This is a genomic window from Janthinobacterium rivuli (assembly GCF_029690045.1).
Lineage (GTDB): Bacteria > Pseudomonadota > Gammaproteobacteria > Burkholderiales > Burkholderiaceae_D > Janthinobacterium > Janthinobacterium rivuli.
Genome location: NZ_CP121464.1, coordinates 4,156,708 through 4,173,696 on the forward strand (window position 1 = coordinate 4,156,708; position 16,989 = coordinate 4,173,696).

Sequence of the window (16,989 nt, forward strand, 5' to 3'; positions counted from 1 at the left end):
CTTTTACTTTTACAAGACGAACCTTCCATGTCCGCTTCCCGCTTTTCCTCCCTGCCCGCCGACTGCGACCTGCTCGTCGTCGGCGGCGGCATCAATGGCGCCGGCATCGCGCGCGACGCGGCCGGCCGCGGCTTGCGCGTGGTGCTGTGCGAACAGCACGACCTGGCGCAGCACACCTCGTCCGCGTCCACCAAGCTGATACACGGCGGCCTGCGCTACCTCGAATACTATGAATTCAAACTGGTGCGCAAGGCGCTGCAGGAACGCGAAGTGCTGCTGCGCGCCGCGCCCCACATCATGTGGCCGATGCGCTTCGTCATGCCGCACGACGCCGCCCAGCGCCCCGCCTGGATGATACGCGCGGGCCTGTTCCTGTACGACCACCTGGCCAAACGGGCCTTTTTGCCCGCCTCGCAAGGCATCGCGCTGGACAAGCACGCGGCGGGTGAACCGCTGAAGGCCGGCTACCGCAAGGGCTTCGTGTACTCCGACGGCTGGGTCGACGATGCGCGCCTGGTGGTGCTCAATGCGCTCGACGCGCAGGAGCACGGCGCGCACATTCTCACGCGCACGGCCTGCATCGACGCGCACCGCGATGGCGGCGCCTGGCAAGCCACCCTGCAAGCCGAGGATGGCCAGCGCAAGACGCTGCGCGCGCGCGCCATCGTCAACGCGGCGGGACCGTGGACGGCGCAATTTGCCGGCGCGGCCGGTGGCGGCAAGACGCAGGGGCTGCGCCTGATCAAGGGCAGCCACATCATCGTGCCGCGCCTGTTCGAGCATCCGAACGCCTACATCTTCCAGAACCCGGACCAGCGCATCATCTTCGCCATCCCCTACCAGGATGACTTTACCCTGATCGGCACCACGGACGAGGAATACAAGGGAGAGGTCAGCCAGGTCAAAATCAGCCAGATGGAAATCGATTACCTGTGCCAGGCCGCGAACCGCTATTTCAAGCGCGAGATTTCTCCCGCCGACGTCGTGTGGACGTATTCGGGCGTGCGCCCGCTGCTCGACGACAGCGCGCAGAACGCGTCGGCCGTCACGCGCGACTACCTGCTGGAAGTGGCGCGCGGCGAGGCGGCAACGGGCGCGCCGCTGCTCAATATCTGGGGCGGCAAGATCACCACCTACCGCAAGCTGGCCGAGGAAGCATTGGGCTTGCTGGCGCCCCTGCTGGACAATACCGGCGCGGCGTGGACGGCCGAGGCGCCCCTGCCCGGCGGCGACCTGCAGCAGCCGAATCGTCTGGTGGACAGCCATGATTTCGACGCTTTTCTCGCCCACTTCCAGCGCGAGCACGTCTGGCTGCCGCCCGCGCTGGCGCGCCGCTATGCGCGTGCCTACGGCAGCCGCGCCACGCGCCTGCTGACGGGCGCCACTTCGATGGCCGACCTGGGTGAGCAGCTGGCGCCCGGCCTGTACGAAGCCGAAGCGTGCTATCTGATCGAGGTGGAATGGGCCAGGAGCAGCGACGACATCCTGTGGCGGCGCAGCAAGCTGGGCTTGCGCTGCGCACCGGCCGATGTGGCGCGCCTGCAGCAGTGGCTGGCAGCCCATCTGGCGCAAGAGGTGGCGGCATGACGTATTTGCTGGCCCTCGACCAGGGCACCTCCAGTTCGCGCAGCATGGTCTTCGATGAAGCAGGCGCCATCGTCGCCGTGGCGCAGCGCGAGTTCCGCCAGCTCTTCCCGCAGCCGGGCTGGATCGAACACGACCCGATGGAGATCTGGCACAGCCAGGTCGATACCTGCCGCGAAGTGCTGGCCAAGACAGGCCTGAAAGCCGATGCCCTGGGCGCGCTGGGCATCACCAACCAGCGCGAAACGACCGTGGTGTGGGATCGCGCCACGGGCGAACCCGTCTATAACGCCATCGTCTGGCAAGACCGCCGCACGGAAGCGCTGTGCGAGGACTTGCGCGCGCGGGGTCTGGCCGGTGCCATCCACGCGAAAACGGGCCTGGTGCTCGACCCGTATTTTTCCGGCACCAAGCTGCGCTGGATACTCGACGCCGTGCCCGGCGCCCGCGCGCGGGCCATGCGCGGCGAACTGGCCTTCGGCACCATCGATACGTGGCTGGCGTGGAAGATGACGGGCGGCCGCCTGCACGTGAGCGACGTCACCAACGCTTCGCGCACCATGCTGTGGAATCTGCATGAAGGCTGCTGGGATGCGCAGCTGCTCGACTGGCTGGGCATTCCCGCCAGCCTGCTGCCATCCGTCCACCCATCGAGCCACGTGTATGGCGAAACGGATGCCGAGGTGCTGGGCAGCCCGGTCATCATCGGCGGCATCGCCGGCGACCAGCAGGCGGCGCTGTTCGGCCAGACCTGTTTTACGCCGGGCATGGCCAAGAATACCTATGGCACGGGCTGCTTCCTGCTGCTCAATACGGGCGAGCAGTGCGCGCAGTCGCAGCATGGCCTGATCAGCACGGCCGCCTGCCAGGTGGGTGCGCAGCCTGCATATGCGCTTGAAGGCAGCGTCTTCATCGGCGGCGCCGTGGTGCAGTGGCTGCGCGACGGCCTCGGCGCCATCGGCCACGCGGGCGAAGCGGAAGGCCTGGCCGCTTCCGTGCCCGATTCGGGCGGCGTGGTCTTCGTACCGTCGTTTACGGGACTCGGTGCGCCGTACTGGGTACCGTCGGCGAAAGGCGCCATCCTGGGCCTGAGCCGCGGCAGCACGGTGGGCCACATCGCCCGCGCGGCATTGGAAGCGATCGCCTTCCAGAGCGCCGCCCTGCTGGGCGCCATGACGCGCGATGCGCAAGCACCGATCACGGAACTGCGCGTGGACGGCGGCGCCTGCGCCAACAACCTGCTGCTGCAATTCCAGGCGGACTTGCTGGGCATTCCCGTGGTGCGCCCGAAAGTAATCGAAACGACGGCCCTGGGCGCCGCCTATCTGGCGGGCCTGGCCATCGGCCAGTACCGTGGCGTGGAAGAGCTGGCATCGCACTGGCGCGCGGAAAGAACCTTCCTGCCCACCATCGGACGCGACCAGGCTGCCAGCCTGATGCAGCAGTGGGAGGTGGCGGTGCGGCGGTTTACGGGAAATGGGGAGGGATAGCGAACGCTTGCAGTAGCCAGCATGTCGACACGCCGCCTGCGGGCGGCGACGACGCCTGGCAAGCTGGGCAAATTAACGGGCCAGAAAAGTATTAAGTATCGACAAGGTAAGCAGTATCACGCCCGCCCCCATGCCTACCGCCGCGACCAGGTTGCGGCTGCGCTCTTCATCTTGCAAGAATTGATGTACCAATCGCGCCATGATCGAACTCCTTGTACTTAATTCCCTGTACTTCAGGCTAGTCACCTTATCCCTGTGTTGTCAAGTGAATGTCCGAGTATAACCACCCGGCCGCGATGGCGAGAATCGCCGAGGCAAGCAGCATGCGGTAGTGGCGCAGCGTTTTCAAGCACCCGGTGAAGCCGCACTTTTTCGTCGGAAAAACGGGCCCTGCTGCCGCTATCAGCGCATTAAAGATCAGCACGGCGACCACCAGCCAGAAGGTGTTCGTGCTCCACAGCAGTGACACCACCCTGCCGGCCGCAGGATGCTGCAATTCATACAGCCCATTGACGCACATGCCCAGCCCCGCCCACGACAACTGGCCATCCTTGATGGCCACCAATGGATTGGCCCGCGCCTTTTCCGTTGTGGACAGGTCAAAAAGAAAGAAGGCGCTCAAAAACACGAGGGGCAACAAGGTTGGGACAAACAGATTCACCAGATGCCAGTCGTTCATGACGCCCCCATGGACATGCTTGACGCGACAAGATGTGCAACTTGAAAGGGTGGCAGTATCAGCGAGGTGGACTTTGATAAAAGTCATGCGGAGGCTGCCTTGTGAAGCCAGGAGCGCACAGCAAAAAAAAGCCCGCTGCGGGAGCGGGCTGAATCTATTTCCTTGGAGGAAGATAGAGGAGACAGATGCATGATGCCGCGTTGCAGCATATAAAACCACTTTATATTCGTGATGTCAGAAATACGCAGCAGTGATATTAAGGGCAACGAAGCATTCCATGCGGCAACTTTTATACTGCCGACTCCATTTTCCCGTCGCCGGAACGCAACATATTCTTGATGCCGCGCAGCGCCTGCCGCACCCGCGCCTCGTTTTCGATCAGGGCGAAGCGCACGTATTCATCGCCATATTCGCCGAAGCCGATGCCGGGCGAGACGCTGACCTTGGCTTTTTGCAGCAGCAGCTTGGCGAACTCCAGCGAACCCAGGTGGCGATACGCTTCCGGAATATGCGCCCAGATGTACATCGAGGCCTTCGGTTTTTCCACCATCCAGCCCGCTTCATGCAAGCCTTTCACCAGCACGTCGCGGCGGCGCTGGTATTGGGCGCAGATGTCCGTCACGCAGCTCTGGTCGCCTTCCAGCGCGGCGATGGCCGCCACTTGCACCGGGGTAAAACTGCCGTAGTCGTGGTAGCTCTTGATGCGCGCCAGGGCCGCCACCAGTTCCGCGTTGCCCACCATGAAACCGATGCGCCAGCCGGCCATGTTGTAGCTTTTCGACATGGTGAAAAACTCGACGGCGACGTCGCGCGCGCCCGGTACCTGCATGATGGACGGCGCCTTCCAGCCATCGAAAGTGATGTCGGCATACGCCAGGTCATGCACCACCAGAATATTGTGCTGTTTCGCCAGCGCGACGACCCGCTCGAAGAATTCCAGCTCCACGCATTGCGCCGTCGGGTTGGATGGGAAGCCCAGCACCATCATCTTCGGTTTCGGATAGCTTTCGCGGATCGCCCGTTCCAGTTCGGCAAAGAAATCCACGCCCGGCCCCATGCGCACGGAGCGGATGTCGGCGCCCGCGATCACGGCGCCCCAGATGTGGATCGGATAGCTGGGATTCGGTACCAGCACCGTGTCGCCACGGTCGAGTGTCGCCAGCATCAAGTGGGCCAGGCCCTCTTTCGAGCCGATGGTGACGATGGCTTCGCTGTCCGGGTCGATGTCGACCTCGTAGCGCTTCTTGTACCAGTGGGCAATGGCGCGGCGCAAGCGGGGGATGCCTTTTGACGCGGAATAACCGTGCGTGTCTGGGCGTTTGACCGTCTCGACCAGCTTGTCCACGATGTGGGCCGGCGTGGCGCCATCGGGATTGCCCATCGACATGTCGATGATGTCCTCGCCACGGCGGCGCGCGGCCATCTTGAGTTCGGCGGTGATATTGAAAACGTAGGGGGGAAGGCGATTGATGCGCGAAAAGCTGCGCGGAGCTTGGCTGTTGGTCATGGTATCTCTATACGTAAGCGCCCGGATCCGTCCGAGCGACGTTGGCGCAATGCGTGCGCCTGTGACGATACTAACCCGAGCTTGAGGAAACTGGCAAGGCCGATTCGGACACGCTACAATACGCGCTGATCGAAAATGAGCGCACCGGTTGGTAACCCGGTAAGTGCCCGGCACAGTCCGGCATGCTCCCGCCCACGCGGACCCACGGCGCTGACCTCTGACTGTACCACCAGCCGGGGAGGTGTTCTGGTTCGTGCATTTTCCCGCCGCGCCATCCCTCCCTTGTTTTTTACTTTAGGAATGAGACGGATGGCAACACACGACACCGCAGTAACTGGCATGACCCTGGACCGCGCCGGCATCGAGCAGCAACTGGCGCAATCAGTGCATCACTTCATCGATTGCGGCTTCGACGGCGAAGACTTGTCGCGCCTCGATCTGCAGGGCTGCACGTTTGAACGCTGCACCTTTGCCGACACCAACTTATTCGCCAGCAAGCTGGCACGCAGCACGTGGCGCCGCTGCCGCGCGGGCAGCGCCGATTTCGAATCCGTCGATGCCGTCGATGCCACGTTTGAAGGCTGCGACCTGAACAACACGAAATGGCGGCGCGCCAAGCTGGCCTCGGCCACCTACCGCGGCTGCAAGCTGACGGGCGCTTCGTTCGAGGAAGTGGCGCACCTGGGTCTCACCTTCGAAGACAGCCTGCTGGTAGGCGCCGACTTGCGCGGCTTTTCGTTCCGCAAGGCGACCTTAAAACAGCTGGATTTTTCCGAGGCCTACCTGGCCGGCTGCGACTTCCGCGAGGCCGTCTTCGAAGGCGGCAGCCTGCGCAATGCCACCATCAAACTGGCGAAGTTCCAGGGCGCGGACTTGCGCGGCGCCGATATCGACGGTTTCAAATTGAGCGAAGCGGCGCTGCTGAAAGGCGCCGTCATCACGCACGCGCAGGCGGCCAACTTCATGCGCGCGCTCGACCTGGTGGTGATTTAATCTGAAAAGGCAAAAAAAAGCCCGCTATGGAAGCGGGCTGAATCTATTTCCTTGGAGGAGATAGAGGAGACAAGTGCATCTTGCGGCATCGCGGCATATCACGCCACTTTATCTTCATGATGATAGAAATACTGATCAGTGATAATGAGGCTCCATCAGGGTTTCAAGCCGCGCGGCGAGCGGCCTGTGGTAAAAATTCTCCCAGCCACACCAGCAGGGCCAGGCCCGGAAACGCCATGCCGGTCAGCAAGGTTGCTTGCCAGCCATAGCTCGCATACACCCAGGCGCCGATGGCCGAGCCGGCCGCGCCGCCGGCGAAGAACAGCGCGAAATACAGGCCGTTCAGACGGCCCCGCACTTCAGCGCCCAGGCTGAAGATGGCGCGCTGGCCCAGCACCAGGTTGGCGGCCACACCCATGTCGAGCACGATGGAGGCGATCACCAGCAGCCCCAGCGCCACGTGTTTCGATTCCTGTGCCAGCATCGGCAAGGCAAACGCGACGATGCCCAGCGCCAGCGCCGCGGCCGTGGCCGGCAAGGTGTGGCCCGCATCGGCCAGGCGGCCGGCGATGGGGGAAGCGACGGCGCCAGCCATGCCCACCAGGGCAAAGATGGCGATGCCCGTTTGCGACAGGCCGAACTCAGGGCTGGACAGCACCAGCGGCGTGACGGTCCAGAACAGGCTGAAGGCGCCAAACAGGCCAGCGTGATAGGCGGCGCGGCGGCGCAGCACGGGCGTACCCAGCAGCAAATGCCACAGCGAGGCCATCAGGGCCGGATATTTCATGCTCGACACGGGCTGGCGCACGGGCAAGGCGCGGCGCAGCACGGCAGCCAGCGCCAGCATCAGTACTGCGGCGCCGCCAAACACCACGTGCCAGCTCGCATGCGCAGCCACCAGCGAGGCCACGGGGCGGGCCAGCATGATGCCCAGCAACAAGCCGCTGACCACCTTGCCCACCGTTTGCCCCCGCGTCGCTTCCTGCGACAGGTGGGCGGCAAACGGCACGATCACTTGCGCCGCCACGGAGCCGAGACCGATGGCCAGCGCGGCGGCCAGGAACACGATGGCGCCTGTGGAGAGGGCCGCCGCCACGAGGGCCGTGGCAGTCACCAGCAAGGCCGTGACGATCAGACGGCGGTTTTCCAGCAAGTCGCCCAGCGGCACGACAAACAGCAGGCCCAGGGTATAGCCGACTTGCGTCAGGGTGACGATCAGCCCGGCCGCCTTGGCCGACAGGCCCGTCGAAGCGCTGATGGGCCCGACGAGGGTTTGCGCGTAATACAGATTGGCGACGATCAGGCCGGAAGCGATGGCCAGCAGCAGCACCATGGCGGGTGAAATGTCGTGGGGAGCAGACGGTGAGGCCTTGTTCATGTTGTTTCCTCGGTTCGATAGGGATGTTGCCATTCTAGGCAAAGCTGAGGCAAAGATAATTAGGGCATAATCCGCTTATACTTTTCACATAAGATGAACAATTAAACGGAAGCTATCCCATGGACAAGATCAGGGCCATGCAAACCTTCGTGCGCATCGTCGAGGCCAACAGTTTTTCCAAGGCGGCCGAAACCCTGAATTTGCCGCGCGCCGCGCTGACGGCCACCCTGCAAAAGCTGGAAGCCTACCTGGGCACGCAACTGCTGCAGCGCACCACACGCCGTTTGTCCCTGACGCCGGAAGGCGCCGAATATTTTCGCCATTGCATCGACATTTTGAAAGCCGTCGACACGGCGGAACTGGCCTTCCGTGGTCCGGATGCGAAAAAACCGCGCGGCTTGCTGCGCATCAACCTGCCCAATACCGTGGGCCGGCGCCTGATCATTCCCCATATCGCGCAATTCCATGGCGCGTATCCGGACGTGCAATTGCAGCTGAGCCTGACGGACCGCCTGGTCGACCTGACGCAGGAAGGCATCGATTGCGCCTTGCGCGTGGGCACCTTGCAGGATTCCGCCTTCATCGGCAAACAGATCGGCCTGATGCGCTTCGTCACGTGCGCCTCGCCCGCCTACCTGGCGCAACATGGCACGCCGCACACCCTGGCCGACCTGGCAGTACACCGTGGCATCATGCATTACTCGGGCCGCACGGGACGCGCCTTCGACTGGGATTTCCAACAAGGCAAGGAAGTGGTGCGCGTGCAGATGGCCGGCCCCATCGCCGTCAACGACGCGGACGCCAGCGTCGCTTGCACGCTGCAAGGGCTGGGTGTGGCGCAGGCGGCCATGTACCAGGTACGCGCGCACCTCGACAGCGGCGCCCTGGTGGCCGTGCTGCCCGACTGCTTGCCCACACCCATGCCCATGTCGCTGCTGACGCCGCAAGGCCGTTTGGCCACGCCCAAGCTGCAGGCGTTTGCCGGCTGGCTGACGGCCTTGCTGGCTGCCCACCCCGACGTACAACTGCCCACGCACAAAATCTGAGGCAAAAAAAAGCCCGCTACGAGAGCGGGCTGAATCTATTTTCTTGGAGGAGAATAGAGGAGACAAGTGCATTATGCTGCGTCGCGGCATATCAATCCAATTGATTGTTGGAATGATAGAAATACGCGAAACAGATAACTCTCCCCCTACCCCACCTTGATTACTTCGATGTCGCCGCCACCGGTGTCGCCTTGACATCGGCGGCATACGGCAAGACTTTTGACGCCAGGCGGGTATCGGCCTTGATCAGCGCCACTTCGTCGGCCAGGATGCGCGCCGCTTCGTTCAGCAGCACGTCCTTGGCGCTCTTCGCGGCCGTTTCGGCGTCCAGTTCGGCGCTCAGGGCCCGTTCGTCACCCTGCAAGCCGTCGTCGGTGCGCAAGGCGCCTTTCACGGCGGCAATCTGCTTGGCCGTCTTGTTGGCCGCTTTCGCGCCCTTCAGCACGTCTTTCGGATCAGGAATTACCACCAGATCGTCGGCAGGATTCGAAATCTGCGCGATCAGGCGTTTTTCACGGGCCTTGGCGCGCGCTTCCTGGGCATCGCGCTCCTTGCGGCGCACGGTTTCATTGAGCGAAATCTGGTTTTCCTTGCGCTGCTTGACGACGAGGGCTATGTCATCGAGCAAGTACTGGAAATCCTTGTCCTTGGCCACGCGCGCGTCATGCTTCTTGTCCAGCAGCGGCACGATCTCCTTCAGGTCGCCCGTCGGCATGTACGATGCCGGCTTGACGGCCACCCATGGCAGAGCATTGTCATAGCTCGATTCGCCGAAATTTTCCGCGTCCGACATGGCCGGCAGCTTGATGTCAGGCGTGACGCCGCGCAACTGCGTGGTGCCGCCATTGATGCGGAAGAACTGGGCGATGGTCATTTTCAGCTCGCCGAAACGGGCTTTCTCGCTGCCGCCGAAACGGTCGAGGTTAAACAGGGTCTGCACCGTGCCCTTGCCGAAGCTGCCTTCGCCGATGATGACGCCACGGCCGTAATCCTGCACGGCGGCGGCGAAAATTTCGGAAGCCGATGCCGAGCCGCGGTTGATCAGCACGCCCATCGGACCATCCCAGGCCAGGCCGGCATTCGTATCGCTTTCCACTTCAACCTTGCCTTCGGCATTGCGCTGCATCACGACAGGACCCTTGTCGATGAACAGGCCCGTCAGTTCGACGGCTTCGTTCAGCGAACCGCCGCCGTTGTTGCGCAAGTCGATCAGGACGTTGTCGACCTTGTCCTTCTTCAACTCGCCCAGCAAGCGGGTGACGTCGCGCGTGGCGCTTTTAAAGTCCTTGTCGCCACGGCGGCGCGCTTCGAAGTCCTGGTAGAAGGTCGGCAGGGAAATGACGCCGATGCGGCGCTTGACGCCGTTGTCGCGCACTTCGATGATCGATTTCTTCGCCGCCTGCTCTTCCATGCTGATTTTCTTGCGCACCAGCGGCAAGACCACGTGCTTGGCGTCAGGGCCGGCGTCGGCCGGCAGGATGTCGAGGCGCACCACGGAATCCTTGGCGCCGCGGATCAGCTGCACCACGTCGTCGATGCGCATGCCCAGCACTTCGGTGATGGGGCCGCTTTCGCCCTGCCCCACGCCGACGATGCGGTCGCCCACCTTCAGCTTGCCCGACAAACCGGCCGGGCTGCCCGGCACGACTTCGCGCACCACAGTGTATTCGTCGCGCGTCTGCAGCACGGCGCCGATGCCTTCGAGCGACAGCCGCATGGCAATGTCGAAGTTATCCGAGGCGCGCGGGCCCAGGTAATTGGTATGCGGTTCGATCGACATGGCATACGAGTTCATGAATATCTGGAACACGTCTTCGCTGTTGAGCTTGCGCGCACGGGTCGTGTAGCTTTCATAGCGCTTGTCCAGCGTCTCGCGGATGGCCTTGTCTTCCTTGCCCGCCAGTTTCAGACGCAGCCAGTCGTTCTTGACGCGCTTGCGCCACAGGTCGCGCACTTCCTCGTCGTTTTTCGGCCAGGCGGCCTTTTCGCGGTCGAGCTGGTAGCTCTCGTCGGCCGTAAAGTCGAACTTGGTTTTCAGCAATTCACGCGCATACGCCATGCGCTCGTCGAAACGCTGCTGGTACAGGTTGTAGATGGCAAACGGCGCCGTCAGGTCTTCATTGATGATGGCGTCATCGAGCCTGGTGCGCAGCGGCGCGAAACGGTCGACGTCAGCCTGCACGAAAAACAGTTTTTCCGCGTCCAGCGACTTGAAGTAACGGTCGAAGATTTTCTCCGACATGGCGTCGTCGAGCGGCATGGCCTTGTAGTGGACGCGTGTCAATACGCGCGATGCCCACAAGGCGGCCTGCGTTTGCTGGGCCAGCGGCTTCATGGGTAGCGGAGGAGCGGCGCTCTTGTCCGTCTGGGCTACGCCAGCGTTGGCTGACAGGGCAAGCACCAGGGTGACCAGCATCATTTGCTTCTTCATCGGCTTCTCCGAAAATTAGTTGAATCAATTCCAGGCGGCGCAGCTATGCATGCGCCAGCCAGCAAGACAGTAAGGGGAATACACGAATGGTCTGCATATTATTCTACAGGATACGGCCTGGCAGTCTCCCATGGAATATCAGTTTCTTCCCGGAAGCTTAAACGCGAATTAAGGGCGGCGTCTCATTCATTACAAAGTGAAACATTCGTGACAAAAATTGCATCGCCCGTCAGCGACGAATATCAAAGACCATGTTTGAAATCAAAAAAGTCAACAGGCTGTTTTTACAATCCTTGATACAGATGATGTTTTTATGCGAAAAAATGATTCCTGCGGGAAACACTTAGTAACAAAACGCAAGCAACATGCTATCATCGCGCCCTGAAATCCAGCTTGCCTGTGCGCGGCCCACAAGGTCGGCGCGCCTCCGTTTCAACAGTATTCCCCACCAGATCCCCTCCCCGCGTGTCATGTCATGACCAGGAATGGCCGAGCTGATTACCCTTTGCCAGACTCAAACTATGCCTACAATTTCGTTCTCCCCCCGCCACTGGAGTGTCGGCGGCAAGATCACCATTTTCACCTTTGCCCTCGTCAGCCTGATCCTCGCCAGCCTGACGACCTTGATCAGCATCCGCACCTCGACTGCACTGGAACAGCGCGCCGAAGCGGCCGTCACCAGCGAACTCAATAGCGTCATGACGACCACGCAAGTGTTTCATACCGCCATGGTCAACGAGGCGGCCAGCTTCGCGCGCCTGTTCGCGGCCGAATTTCCCGGCCCGTTCACGGTCGACACGGGCGCCATGGTGGCCGTGGCAGGCAAGGCCACACCAGCCCTGGCCAACGGCGGCAAGGTGCTCAACCTCGACACGGCCCTGGTCGACCGCTACACGGCGCAAACGGGCGTGATCGCCACCATTTTTGCCGCCAATGGCGATGAATTCGTGCGCATCAGCACCTCGCTGAAAAAACAGGATGGCGAACGGGCCATCGGCACCCAGCTCGACCACAACCACCCCAGCTATGCGCCGCTGCGCGCGGGCCAGCGCTTCGTTGGCATGGCCACTTTGTTTGGCAAGCAATACATCACGCAATATGACCCCGTGCGCGACGCGGGCGGCAAGGTGGTGGGCGTGCTGTTCATCGGCCTGGACATCAGCAAGAATCTGGCCATGCTGAAAGAGAAGATTCGCCAGGTCAAGATCGGCCAGACGGGCTACATCTATATCGTCGACACGGCGCCAGGCGCCAATTACGGCCATCTGGTGCTGCATCCGAACAGCGAAGGCAAGAGCGCGCTCGAGTTCAAGGCCAGCGACGGACGCCTGTTCATCCAGGACATGCTGGCGCAAAAAGACGGCGCCATGCGCTATACGTGGACGGCGCCGGGCGAAACGGCTGCCAGCGCGCGCGAAAAGCAGCTGTATTACCGCCAGTTCAAGGATTGGCAATGGATCATCGCGGGCGGCACGTTCACGGACGAGATCACCCTGGAAGCGCGCCAGATGCGCAACCAGCTGGCCGTTTCCGGCTTCATCGCCCTGCTCGTCTTCGCCCTGCTGCTGTACTGGCTGGTGCGCACCCTCGTGTCGCGTCCGCTGGCCGCCGCTGAAACGGCCGCCGCGCAAATCGCCGCCGGCGACCTGACGGTGCACCTCGATACGACCAGCCTGGACGAAATCGGCCGCCTGCTGCTGGCCATGAACCGCATCAGCGACAACCTGTCGCAAGTCGTCAGCAATGTGCGCGGCAGCGCCGGGCAGATCGCCACGGCCTCCGGTGAAATCGCCACCGGCAACCTGGACTTGTCGAGCCGCACGGAGCAGCAAGCCAGCTCCCTGGAAGAGACGGCCGCCTCGATGGAGGAACTCAGTTCCACCGTGCGCCAGAACGTCGACCACGCGCAGCAGGCAAGCCGGCTGGCGCACGACTCGTCCAGCCTGGCCGCGACGGGCGGCGCCGCCGTGGCGCAGGTGGCCAGCACCATGGACGCCATCCGCAGTTCCTCGGGCAAGATCGCCGACATCATCGGCGTCATCGACGGCATCGCCTTCCAGACGAATATCCTGGCCTTGAACGCGGCCGTGGAAGCGGCCAGGGCCGGCGAACAGGGACGCGGCTTTGCCGTCGTCGCCACCGAGGTGCGCACCCTGGCGCAGCGCTCGACGGCAGCGGCGAAAGACATCAAGGACCTGATCCAGGCATCCGCCAGCACGGTGGATCTGGGCCACGCCCAGGTGAGCCAGGCCAGCGCCACCATGGAGACCGTGGTGGCCAGCGTGCAGCAAGTGAGCACCATCATGGCCGAGATCGCGCAGGCCAGCGAAGAGCAGCGCAGCGGCATCGAGCAAGTCAACCAGGCCATCGCCCAGATGGACCAGGTGACCCAGCAGAACGCGGCCCTCGTGGAAGAAGCGGCCGCGGCCGCCGACGCCCTGCAGGAGCAGGCGCAGGAGCTGAACCAGGTGGTGGGCGTGTTCAAGCTGTAAGTGCAGTCCGGGTGTCAGGATGACGTGAATCAACGCAGCCGGGAGATGTGCTGCCATGGCGCTCTTCAATGGCAACCCGGCGCCCCCTCCCGCAAGATGTCACGCATGCGCCAATGCACCTACTTCTTTCGTAAATCATTGCTTCTCACAATGGACGGCGACAGCCTTCTGTCGCCTGCGTCCAGTGGCGGATAGACAGCGGCACATCATACCTATGCAAGCAAGCGGGTAACGAGCGCCGCATACAAGTAAAGCCTAAAGCCCTGGCTGTGCAAGACCAGCAAGCACAGCCATTCATTCGCCACGAACTCGCCTTGAATTAATTGACATTTCAATTGAATCACGCTTGCGCAACGGCCTCAACCAAGATGTAATGCCATAAAATAAATATTACTTAATTTGCATTGCAGCCTAGCCTACCGCACCACGGGAGTATTGCCAGATGTCACAGCCGACTGACTCACAGCCCCAGGCATCCAGCCCGCACGCCATGCCGGGCGGCTTCACGCAAACCACCCGCCTCTTACGGCTGACGACCCCGCTCGGCCCCGACAAACTGCTGCTCGAATGCCTGCGTGGCGAGGAAGGCCTGATTACCGATTCCAGAGAAGGCGAAAGAAATTTCCCCTATCAGCGCTGGATATCGCTGGTAACAGGTCGTCAATTAAGTAAACACGAAAAATCGAAGGGGGCGGCCCATGATATTCAGCTATTGATTAACCTGCCAGATAAAATACTCACAAAATAATGTGATGAAAAATATTTTCTCATTGACTGAATTTTTGCAAAAGAAGCGAGAATCTCTTTTTGACTACGCCACATATCTTGACCTGGCACAGGACTTGACAATAAGGATTCCTCGAGTCGGTCGAAATATGAAAAATTCGGAGTGGATGGCAGATAAAGACGCTGCACAGTTAATGATGATGACACAGTCGAGAGCGTGGAATTCAATAAATTTACTGTCAATAAATTATTCCGCAGGAGTGTCCTTGGCCGTTCTCCGCTCCTTCTACCCTACCGCGCTGGAATACTGGGAAGAATATGCCAAATATGACAAGGCATACGACGCCACCCCGGAGGGACGTGAAACCTATGTCGCCCACCTTCCTCTTCTTGGCGAAGGCTTTGACCAAGCAAACCGGTTAGTCTGCCTTGGCATCCTGCTTGGCTGGGGGCATTTATTGCCTCGTCTGCCAGACCTTCTCGACTATCACAACCCGCGGCGTGACGGTATGCTGGAACGCTTGCTCGCTTTCTACCTATCTGAGCGCGGAACGCCACCGGACGAATGCACCCGCCACCGGCCTTACTTCAAGACGCTGAAGATTTTCGCGGCGCCCAAGGAAAAGCGCAGCGAATTGATGGCCGGATATCTGGACGACTGGTACCACGCCAGCCGTCGCGAACCCTACCACGACAGCCATACCCGAGGCACAAGCTTCATGGGATACTGGTCCTGGGAGGCAGCCGCCATCACTTACCTGCTCGATATTGACGACCACAGCTACCGCGACGCGCAATTCTATCCAGGGGATCTGGTGGATTTCGCCAGAACTCAACGAAACAATCCAAACGGCTCAAGCGCACCGGCGCAGGCAGACGGGGAACTGCGCGCGAACGCGGGCGAACCGTGTCCCAAAGCCGGCATGTGGGAGGCGCTCGATATTGCGCCACAGACAAAACTCTATGAGCAAGGCGAAATGATGCTCGACCTTGGTTCCGCGTATGGCTGGACGGTGTGGCGATACATGGAATCTTGAAACGGACATAGAAAAGCTGGATGGCAACGGAGAGCTGGATATTTTTTGAATTCTATGGCGGAGGTGGCTCCTAATTCGCGCACGAGGAGCCTATTTGATGGCGCCGGCCACGTTTGCCTCGACAAACTGCTGCGCGAACACAAAGATCAAAGGGCGTGAGCCATGACATTCAGTTAATTTTCAACTTGCCGGAAAATATACTCGGAAAATAAAAATGTATAAAACATTTACCCAGGAAGAGTTCAAAATAAGCAAACGTGAATTATTACTCCAAATGGAAATTTATGAGAGAAATTTTACCGGATCGCTTAGAACGTTTGACACGTTAAATCGATCGTTTCAACAGCCTCCGGAGATACTAAGAAAAATACCAGCAGCAAACTTCATGATGGCGACTCGTCGCCGTGCTTGGGCCGGAATAAATCATCTTGCCACGGCCTACAGCGCCGGACATGCGATTAGTGAGATAAGCGAATTTTATCCGAAGGTATTAGAATTCTGGGAAGAATATGCCAAATATGACAAGGCATACGACGCCACCCCGAGGGGACGTGAAACCTATGTCGCCCACCTTCCTCTTCTTGGCGAAGGCTTTGACCAGGCAAACCGTTTAGTCTGCCTTGGCATCCTGCTTGGCTGGGGGCATTTGTTGCCTCGTCTGCCAGCGCTTCTCGACTATCACAACCCGCGGCGTGACGGTATGCTGGAACGCTTGCTCGCTTTCTACCTATCTGAGCGCGGCACGCCGCCGGACGAATGCACCCGCCACCTGCCTTACTTCAAGACGCTGAAGATTTTCGCGGCGCCCAAGGAAAAGCGCAGCGAATTGATGGCCGGATATCTGGACGACTGGTACCACGCCAGCCGTCGCGAACCCTACCACGACAGCCATAACCGAGGCACAAGCTTCATGGGATACTGGTCCTGGGAGGCAGCCGCCATCACTTACCTGCTCGATATCGACGACCGCAGCTACCGCGACGCGCAATTCTATCCAGGGGACCTGGTGGATTTCGCTAGAACTCAACGAAACAATCCAAACGGCTCAAGCGCACCGGCGCAGGCAGACGCGTAACTGCGCAGCGGCATCGAACGAGTCAACCAGGCCATCGCCCGGATGGACCAGGTGACCCAGCAGAACGCGGCCCTGGTGGAAGAAGTGGCCGCGGCCGCCGACGCCCTGCAGGAGCAGGCGCAGGAGCTGAACCAGGTGGTGGGCGTGTTCAAGCTGTAAGTGCAGTCCGGGTGCTAAGATGGGGCAGAATCCACCGCCCCAGGAGAAACCATGCACGACGACTATGTTTTGATTGCCCGGCTGATGATCCCCACGGATGCCCACGTCATCCGCGGCTGCCTGGCAGCGGCCGGCATCGACGTGCTGCTGACGGACGACCAGCACATGCAGGCCGACATGCTGCTGGCAGCCGCCATCGGCGGCGCCCGCGTGCTGGTGCGCGAGCACGACGTTGCGCGCGCCAATGAGATACTGGCCGCCTTCGAGCGGGGCGATCTGGCCTTGTCGGATGATGCCGATGTAGGCGCGCCGGCGGTGGAGTAAGTATTTCGTTAATCTCATCACTGGCAAGTAATGATTTACAAGGTGTGTTTCCACTCCATGTGGTAGAG

Annotated in this window: 14 protein-coding genes and 1 pseudogene; 10 read left to right on the forward strand and 5 right to left on the reverse strand. The window is 61.1% G+C overall.

Annotated features, from left to right (window positions below; genetic code table 11):
• Window positions 1-27 precede the first annotated feature (27 nt).
• Complete coding sequence (gene glpD / locus P9875_RS18880; RefSeq protein WP_099403058.1) at window positions 28-1,587, forward strand: glycerol-3-phosphate dehydrogenase; 1,560 nt, start codon at window positions 28-30, stop codon at window positions 1,585-1,587.
• A complete protein-coding gene (gene glpK / locus P9875_RS18885; RefSeq protein ID WP_099403057.1) occupies window positions 1,584-3,074 on the forward strand; it encodes a glycerol kinase GlpK in 1,491 nt (496 codons plus the stop codon). Before glpD ends, glpK begins: the two co-directional genes overlap by 4 nt.
• A gap of 72 nt (window positions 3,075-3,146) precedes the next feature.
• Here the strand turns inward: glpK and P9875_RS18890 are convergent, their stop codons facing one another.
• The 3 genes from P9875_RS18890 to alaC form a co-directional block, all read right to left on the reverse strand.
• On the reverse strand, window positions 3,147-3,275 hold the full coding sequence (locus P9875_RS18890) for a hypothetical protein (protein WP_258002789.1): 129 nt from the start codon (window positions 3,273-3,275) through the stop codon (window positions 3,147-3,149).
• 46 nt (window positions 3,276-3,321) lie between these two features.
• Entirely contained in the window at window positions 3,322-3,753 is a 432-nt protein-coding gene (locus P9875_RS18895) for a hypothetical protein (RefSeq protein ID WP_158300211.1), read from the reverse strand.
• Window positions 3,754-4,042: 289 nt separating this feature from the next.
• Window positions 4,043-5,260 carry an alanine transaminase gene (alaC, locus tag P9875_RS18900; protein ID WP_099403055.1) on the reverse strand — a complete coding sequence of 406 codons (1,218 nt, stop codon included), beginning with the start codon at window positions 5,258-5,260 and terminating at the stop codon, window positions 4,043-4,045.
• 309 nt (window positions 5,261-5,569) lie between these two features.
• Here alaC and P9875_RS18905 point away from each other — a divergent pair, with 309 nt between their 5' ends.
• Window positions 5,570-6,253, forward strand: a complete 684-nt coding sequence (locus tag P9875_RS18905) for a pentapeptide repeat-containing protein (protein ID WP_278316270.1) — start codon at window positions 5,570-5,572, stop codon at window positions 6,251-6,253.
• Window positions 6,254-6,416: 163 nt separating this feature from the next.
• On the opposite strand, the gene P9875_RS18910 is transcribed toward P9875_RS18905, so the two are convergent.
• A complete protein-coding gene (locus P9875_RS18910; protein WP_278316271.1) occupies window positions 6,417-7,631 on the reverse strand; it encodes an MFS transporter in 1,215 nt (404 codons plus the stop codon).
• A gap of 119 nt (window positions 7,632-7,750) precedes the next feature.
• Between P9875_RS18910 and P9875_RS18915 the strand changes: the two genes are divergently transcribed.
• A complete protein-coding gene (locus P9875_RS18915; protein ID WP_278316272.1) occupies window positions 7,751-8,677 on the forward strand; it encodes a LysR family transcriptional regulator in 927 nt (308 codons plus the stop codon).
• Window positions 8,678-8,837: 160 nt separating this feature from the next.
• Here the strand turns inward: P9875_RS18915 and P9875_RS18920 are convergent, their stop codons facing one another.
• Window positions 8,838-11,108, reverse strand: coding sequence for a carboxy terminal-processing peptidase (locus tag P9875_RS18920; RefSeq protein ID WP_278316273.1), 2,271 nt, complete (start codon window positions 11,106-11,108; stop codon window positions 8,838-8,840).
• 521 nt (window positions 11,109-11,629) lie between these two features.
• Here P9875_RS18920 and P9875_RS18925 point away from each other — a divergent pair.
• The 6 genes and pseudogenes from P9875_RS18925 (at window position 11,630) to P9875_RS18945 (ending at window position 16,921) form a co-directional block, all read left to right on the forward strand.
• Window positions 11,630-13,600: a methyl-accepting chemotaxis protein gene (locus tag P9875_RS18925; protein WP_278316274.1), complete on the forward strand. Its 1,971-nt coding sequence runs from the start codon at window positions 11,630-11,632 to the stop codon at window positions 13,598-13,600.
• A gap of 442 nt (window positions 13,601-14,042) precedes the next feature.
• Window positions 14,043-14,348 (forward strand): hypothetical protein, encoded by a 306-nt coding sequence (locus P9875_RS18930; RefSeq protein ID WP_278316275.1) that lies wholly within the window; start codon window positions 14,043-14,045, stop codon window positions 14,346-14,348.
• Window positions 14,349-14,352: 4 nt separating this feature from the next.
• Complete coding sequence (locus tag P9875_RS18935; RefSeq protein ID WP_278316276.1) at window positions 14,353-15,363, forward strand: PoNe immunity protein domain-containing protein; 1,011 nt, start codon at window positions 14,353-14,355, stop codon at window positions 15,361-15,363.
• A gap of 214 nt (window positions 15,364-15,577) precedes the next feature.
• Window positions 15,578-16,438 carry a PoNe immunity protein domain-containing protein gene (locus P9875_RS18940; RefSeq protein WP_278316277.1) on the forward strand — a complete coding sequence of 287 codons (861 nt, stop codon included), beginning with the start codon at window positions 15,578-15,580 and terminating at the stop codon, window positions 16,436-16,438.
• Window positions 16,439-16,444: 6 nt separating this feature from the next.
• Window positions 16,445-16,597 (forward strand): annotated as a pseudogene (locus P9875_RS28750) (methyl-accepting chemotaxis protein); the annotation flags it as partial.
• Window positions 16,598-16,648: 51 nt separating this feature from the next.
• Window positions 16,649-16,921, forward strand: coding sequence for a putative signal transducing protein (locus tag P9875_RS18945; RefSeq protein ID WP_099403050.1), 273 nt, complete (start codon window positions 16,649-16,651; stop codon window positions 16,919-16,921).
• Window positions 16,922-16,989 lie beyond the last annotated feature (68 nt).

Bases quoted from the DNA above. Each gene is read 5' to 3' on its own strand.
- P9875_RS18925 (WP_278316274.1), top strand. From the start codon at position 11,630: ATGCCTACAATTTCGTTCTCCCCCCGCCACTGGAGTGTCGGCGGCAAG.
- P9875_RS18945 (WP_099403050.1), top strand. From the start codon at position 16,649: ATGCACGACGACTATGTTTTGATTGCCCGGCTGATGATCCCCACGGAT.
- P9875_RS18895 (WP_158300211.1), bottom strand. From the start codon at position 3,753: ATGAACGACTGGCATCTGGTGAATCTGTTTGTCCCAACCTTGTTGCCC.
- P9875_RS18920 (WP_278316273.1), bottom strand. From the start codon at position 11,108: ATGAAGAAGCAAATGATGCTGGTCACCCTGGTGCTTGCCCTGTCAGCC.
- P9875_RS18890 (WP_258002789.1), bottom strand. From the start codon at position 3,275: ATGGCGCGATTGGTACATCAATTCTTGCAAGATGAAGAGCGCAGCCGC.
- P9875_RS18930 (WP_278316275.1), top strand. From the start codon at position 14,043: ATGTCACAGCCGACTGACTCACAGCCCCAGGCATCCAGCCCGCACGCC.
- P9875_RS18935 (WP_278316276.1), top strand. From the start codon at position 14,353: ATGAAAAATATTTTCTCATTGACTGAATTTTTGCAAAAGAAGCGAGAA.
- glpD (WP_099403058.1), top strand. From the start codon at position 28: ATGTCCGCTTCCCGCTTTTCCTCCCTGCCCGCCGACTGCGACCTGCTC.
- P9875_RS18915 (WP_278316272.1), top strand. From the start codon at position 7,751: ATGGACAAGATCAGGGCCATGCAAACCTTCGTGCGCATCGTCGAGGCC.
- P9875_RS18910 (WP_278316271.1), bottom strand. From the start codon at position 7,631: ATGAACAAGGCCTCACCGTCTGCTCCCCACGACATTTCACCCGCCATG.
- glpK (WP_099403057.1), top strand. From the start codon at position 1,584: ATGACGTATTTGCTGGCCCTCGACCAGGGCACCTCCAGTTCGCGCAGC.
- P9875_RS18905 (WP_278316270.1), top strand. From the start codon at position 5,570: ATGGCAACACACGACACCGCAGTAACTGGCATGACCCTGGACCGCGCC.
- alaC (WP_099403055.1), bottom strand. From the start codon at position 5,260: ATGACCAACAGCCAAGCTCCGCGCAGCTTTTCGCGCATCAATCGCCTT.
- P9875_RS18940 (WP_278316277.1), top strand. From the start codon at position 15,578: ATGTATAAAACATTTACCCAGGAAGAGTTCAAAATAAGCAAACGTGAA.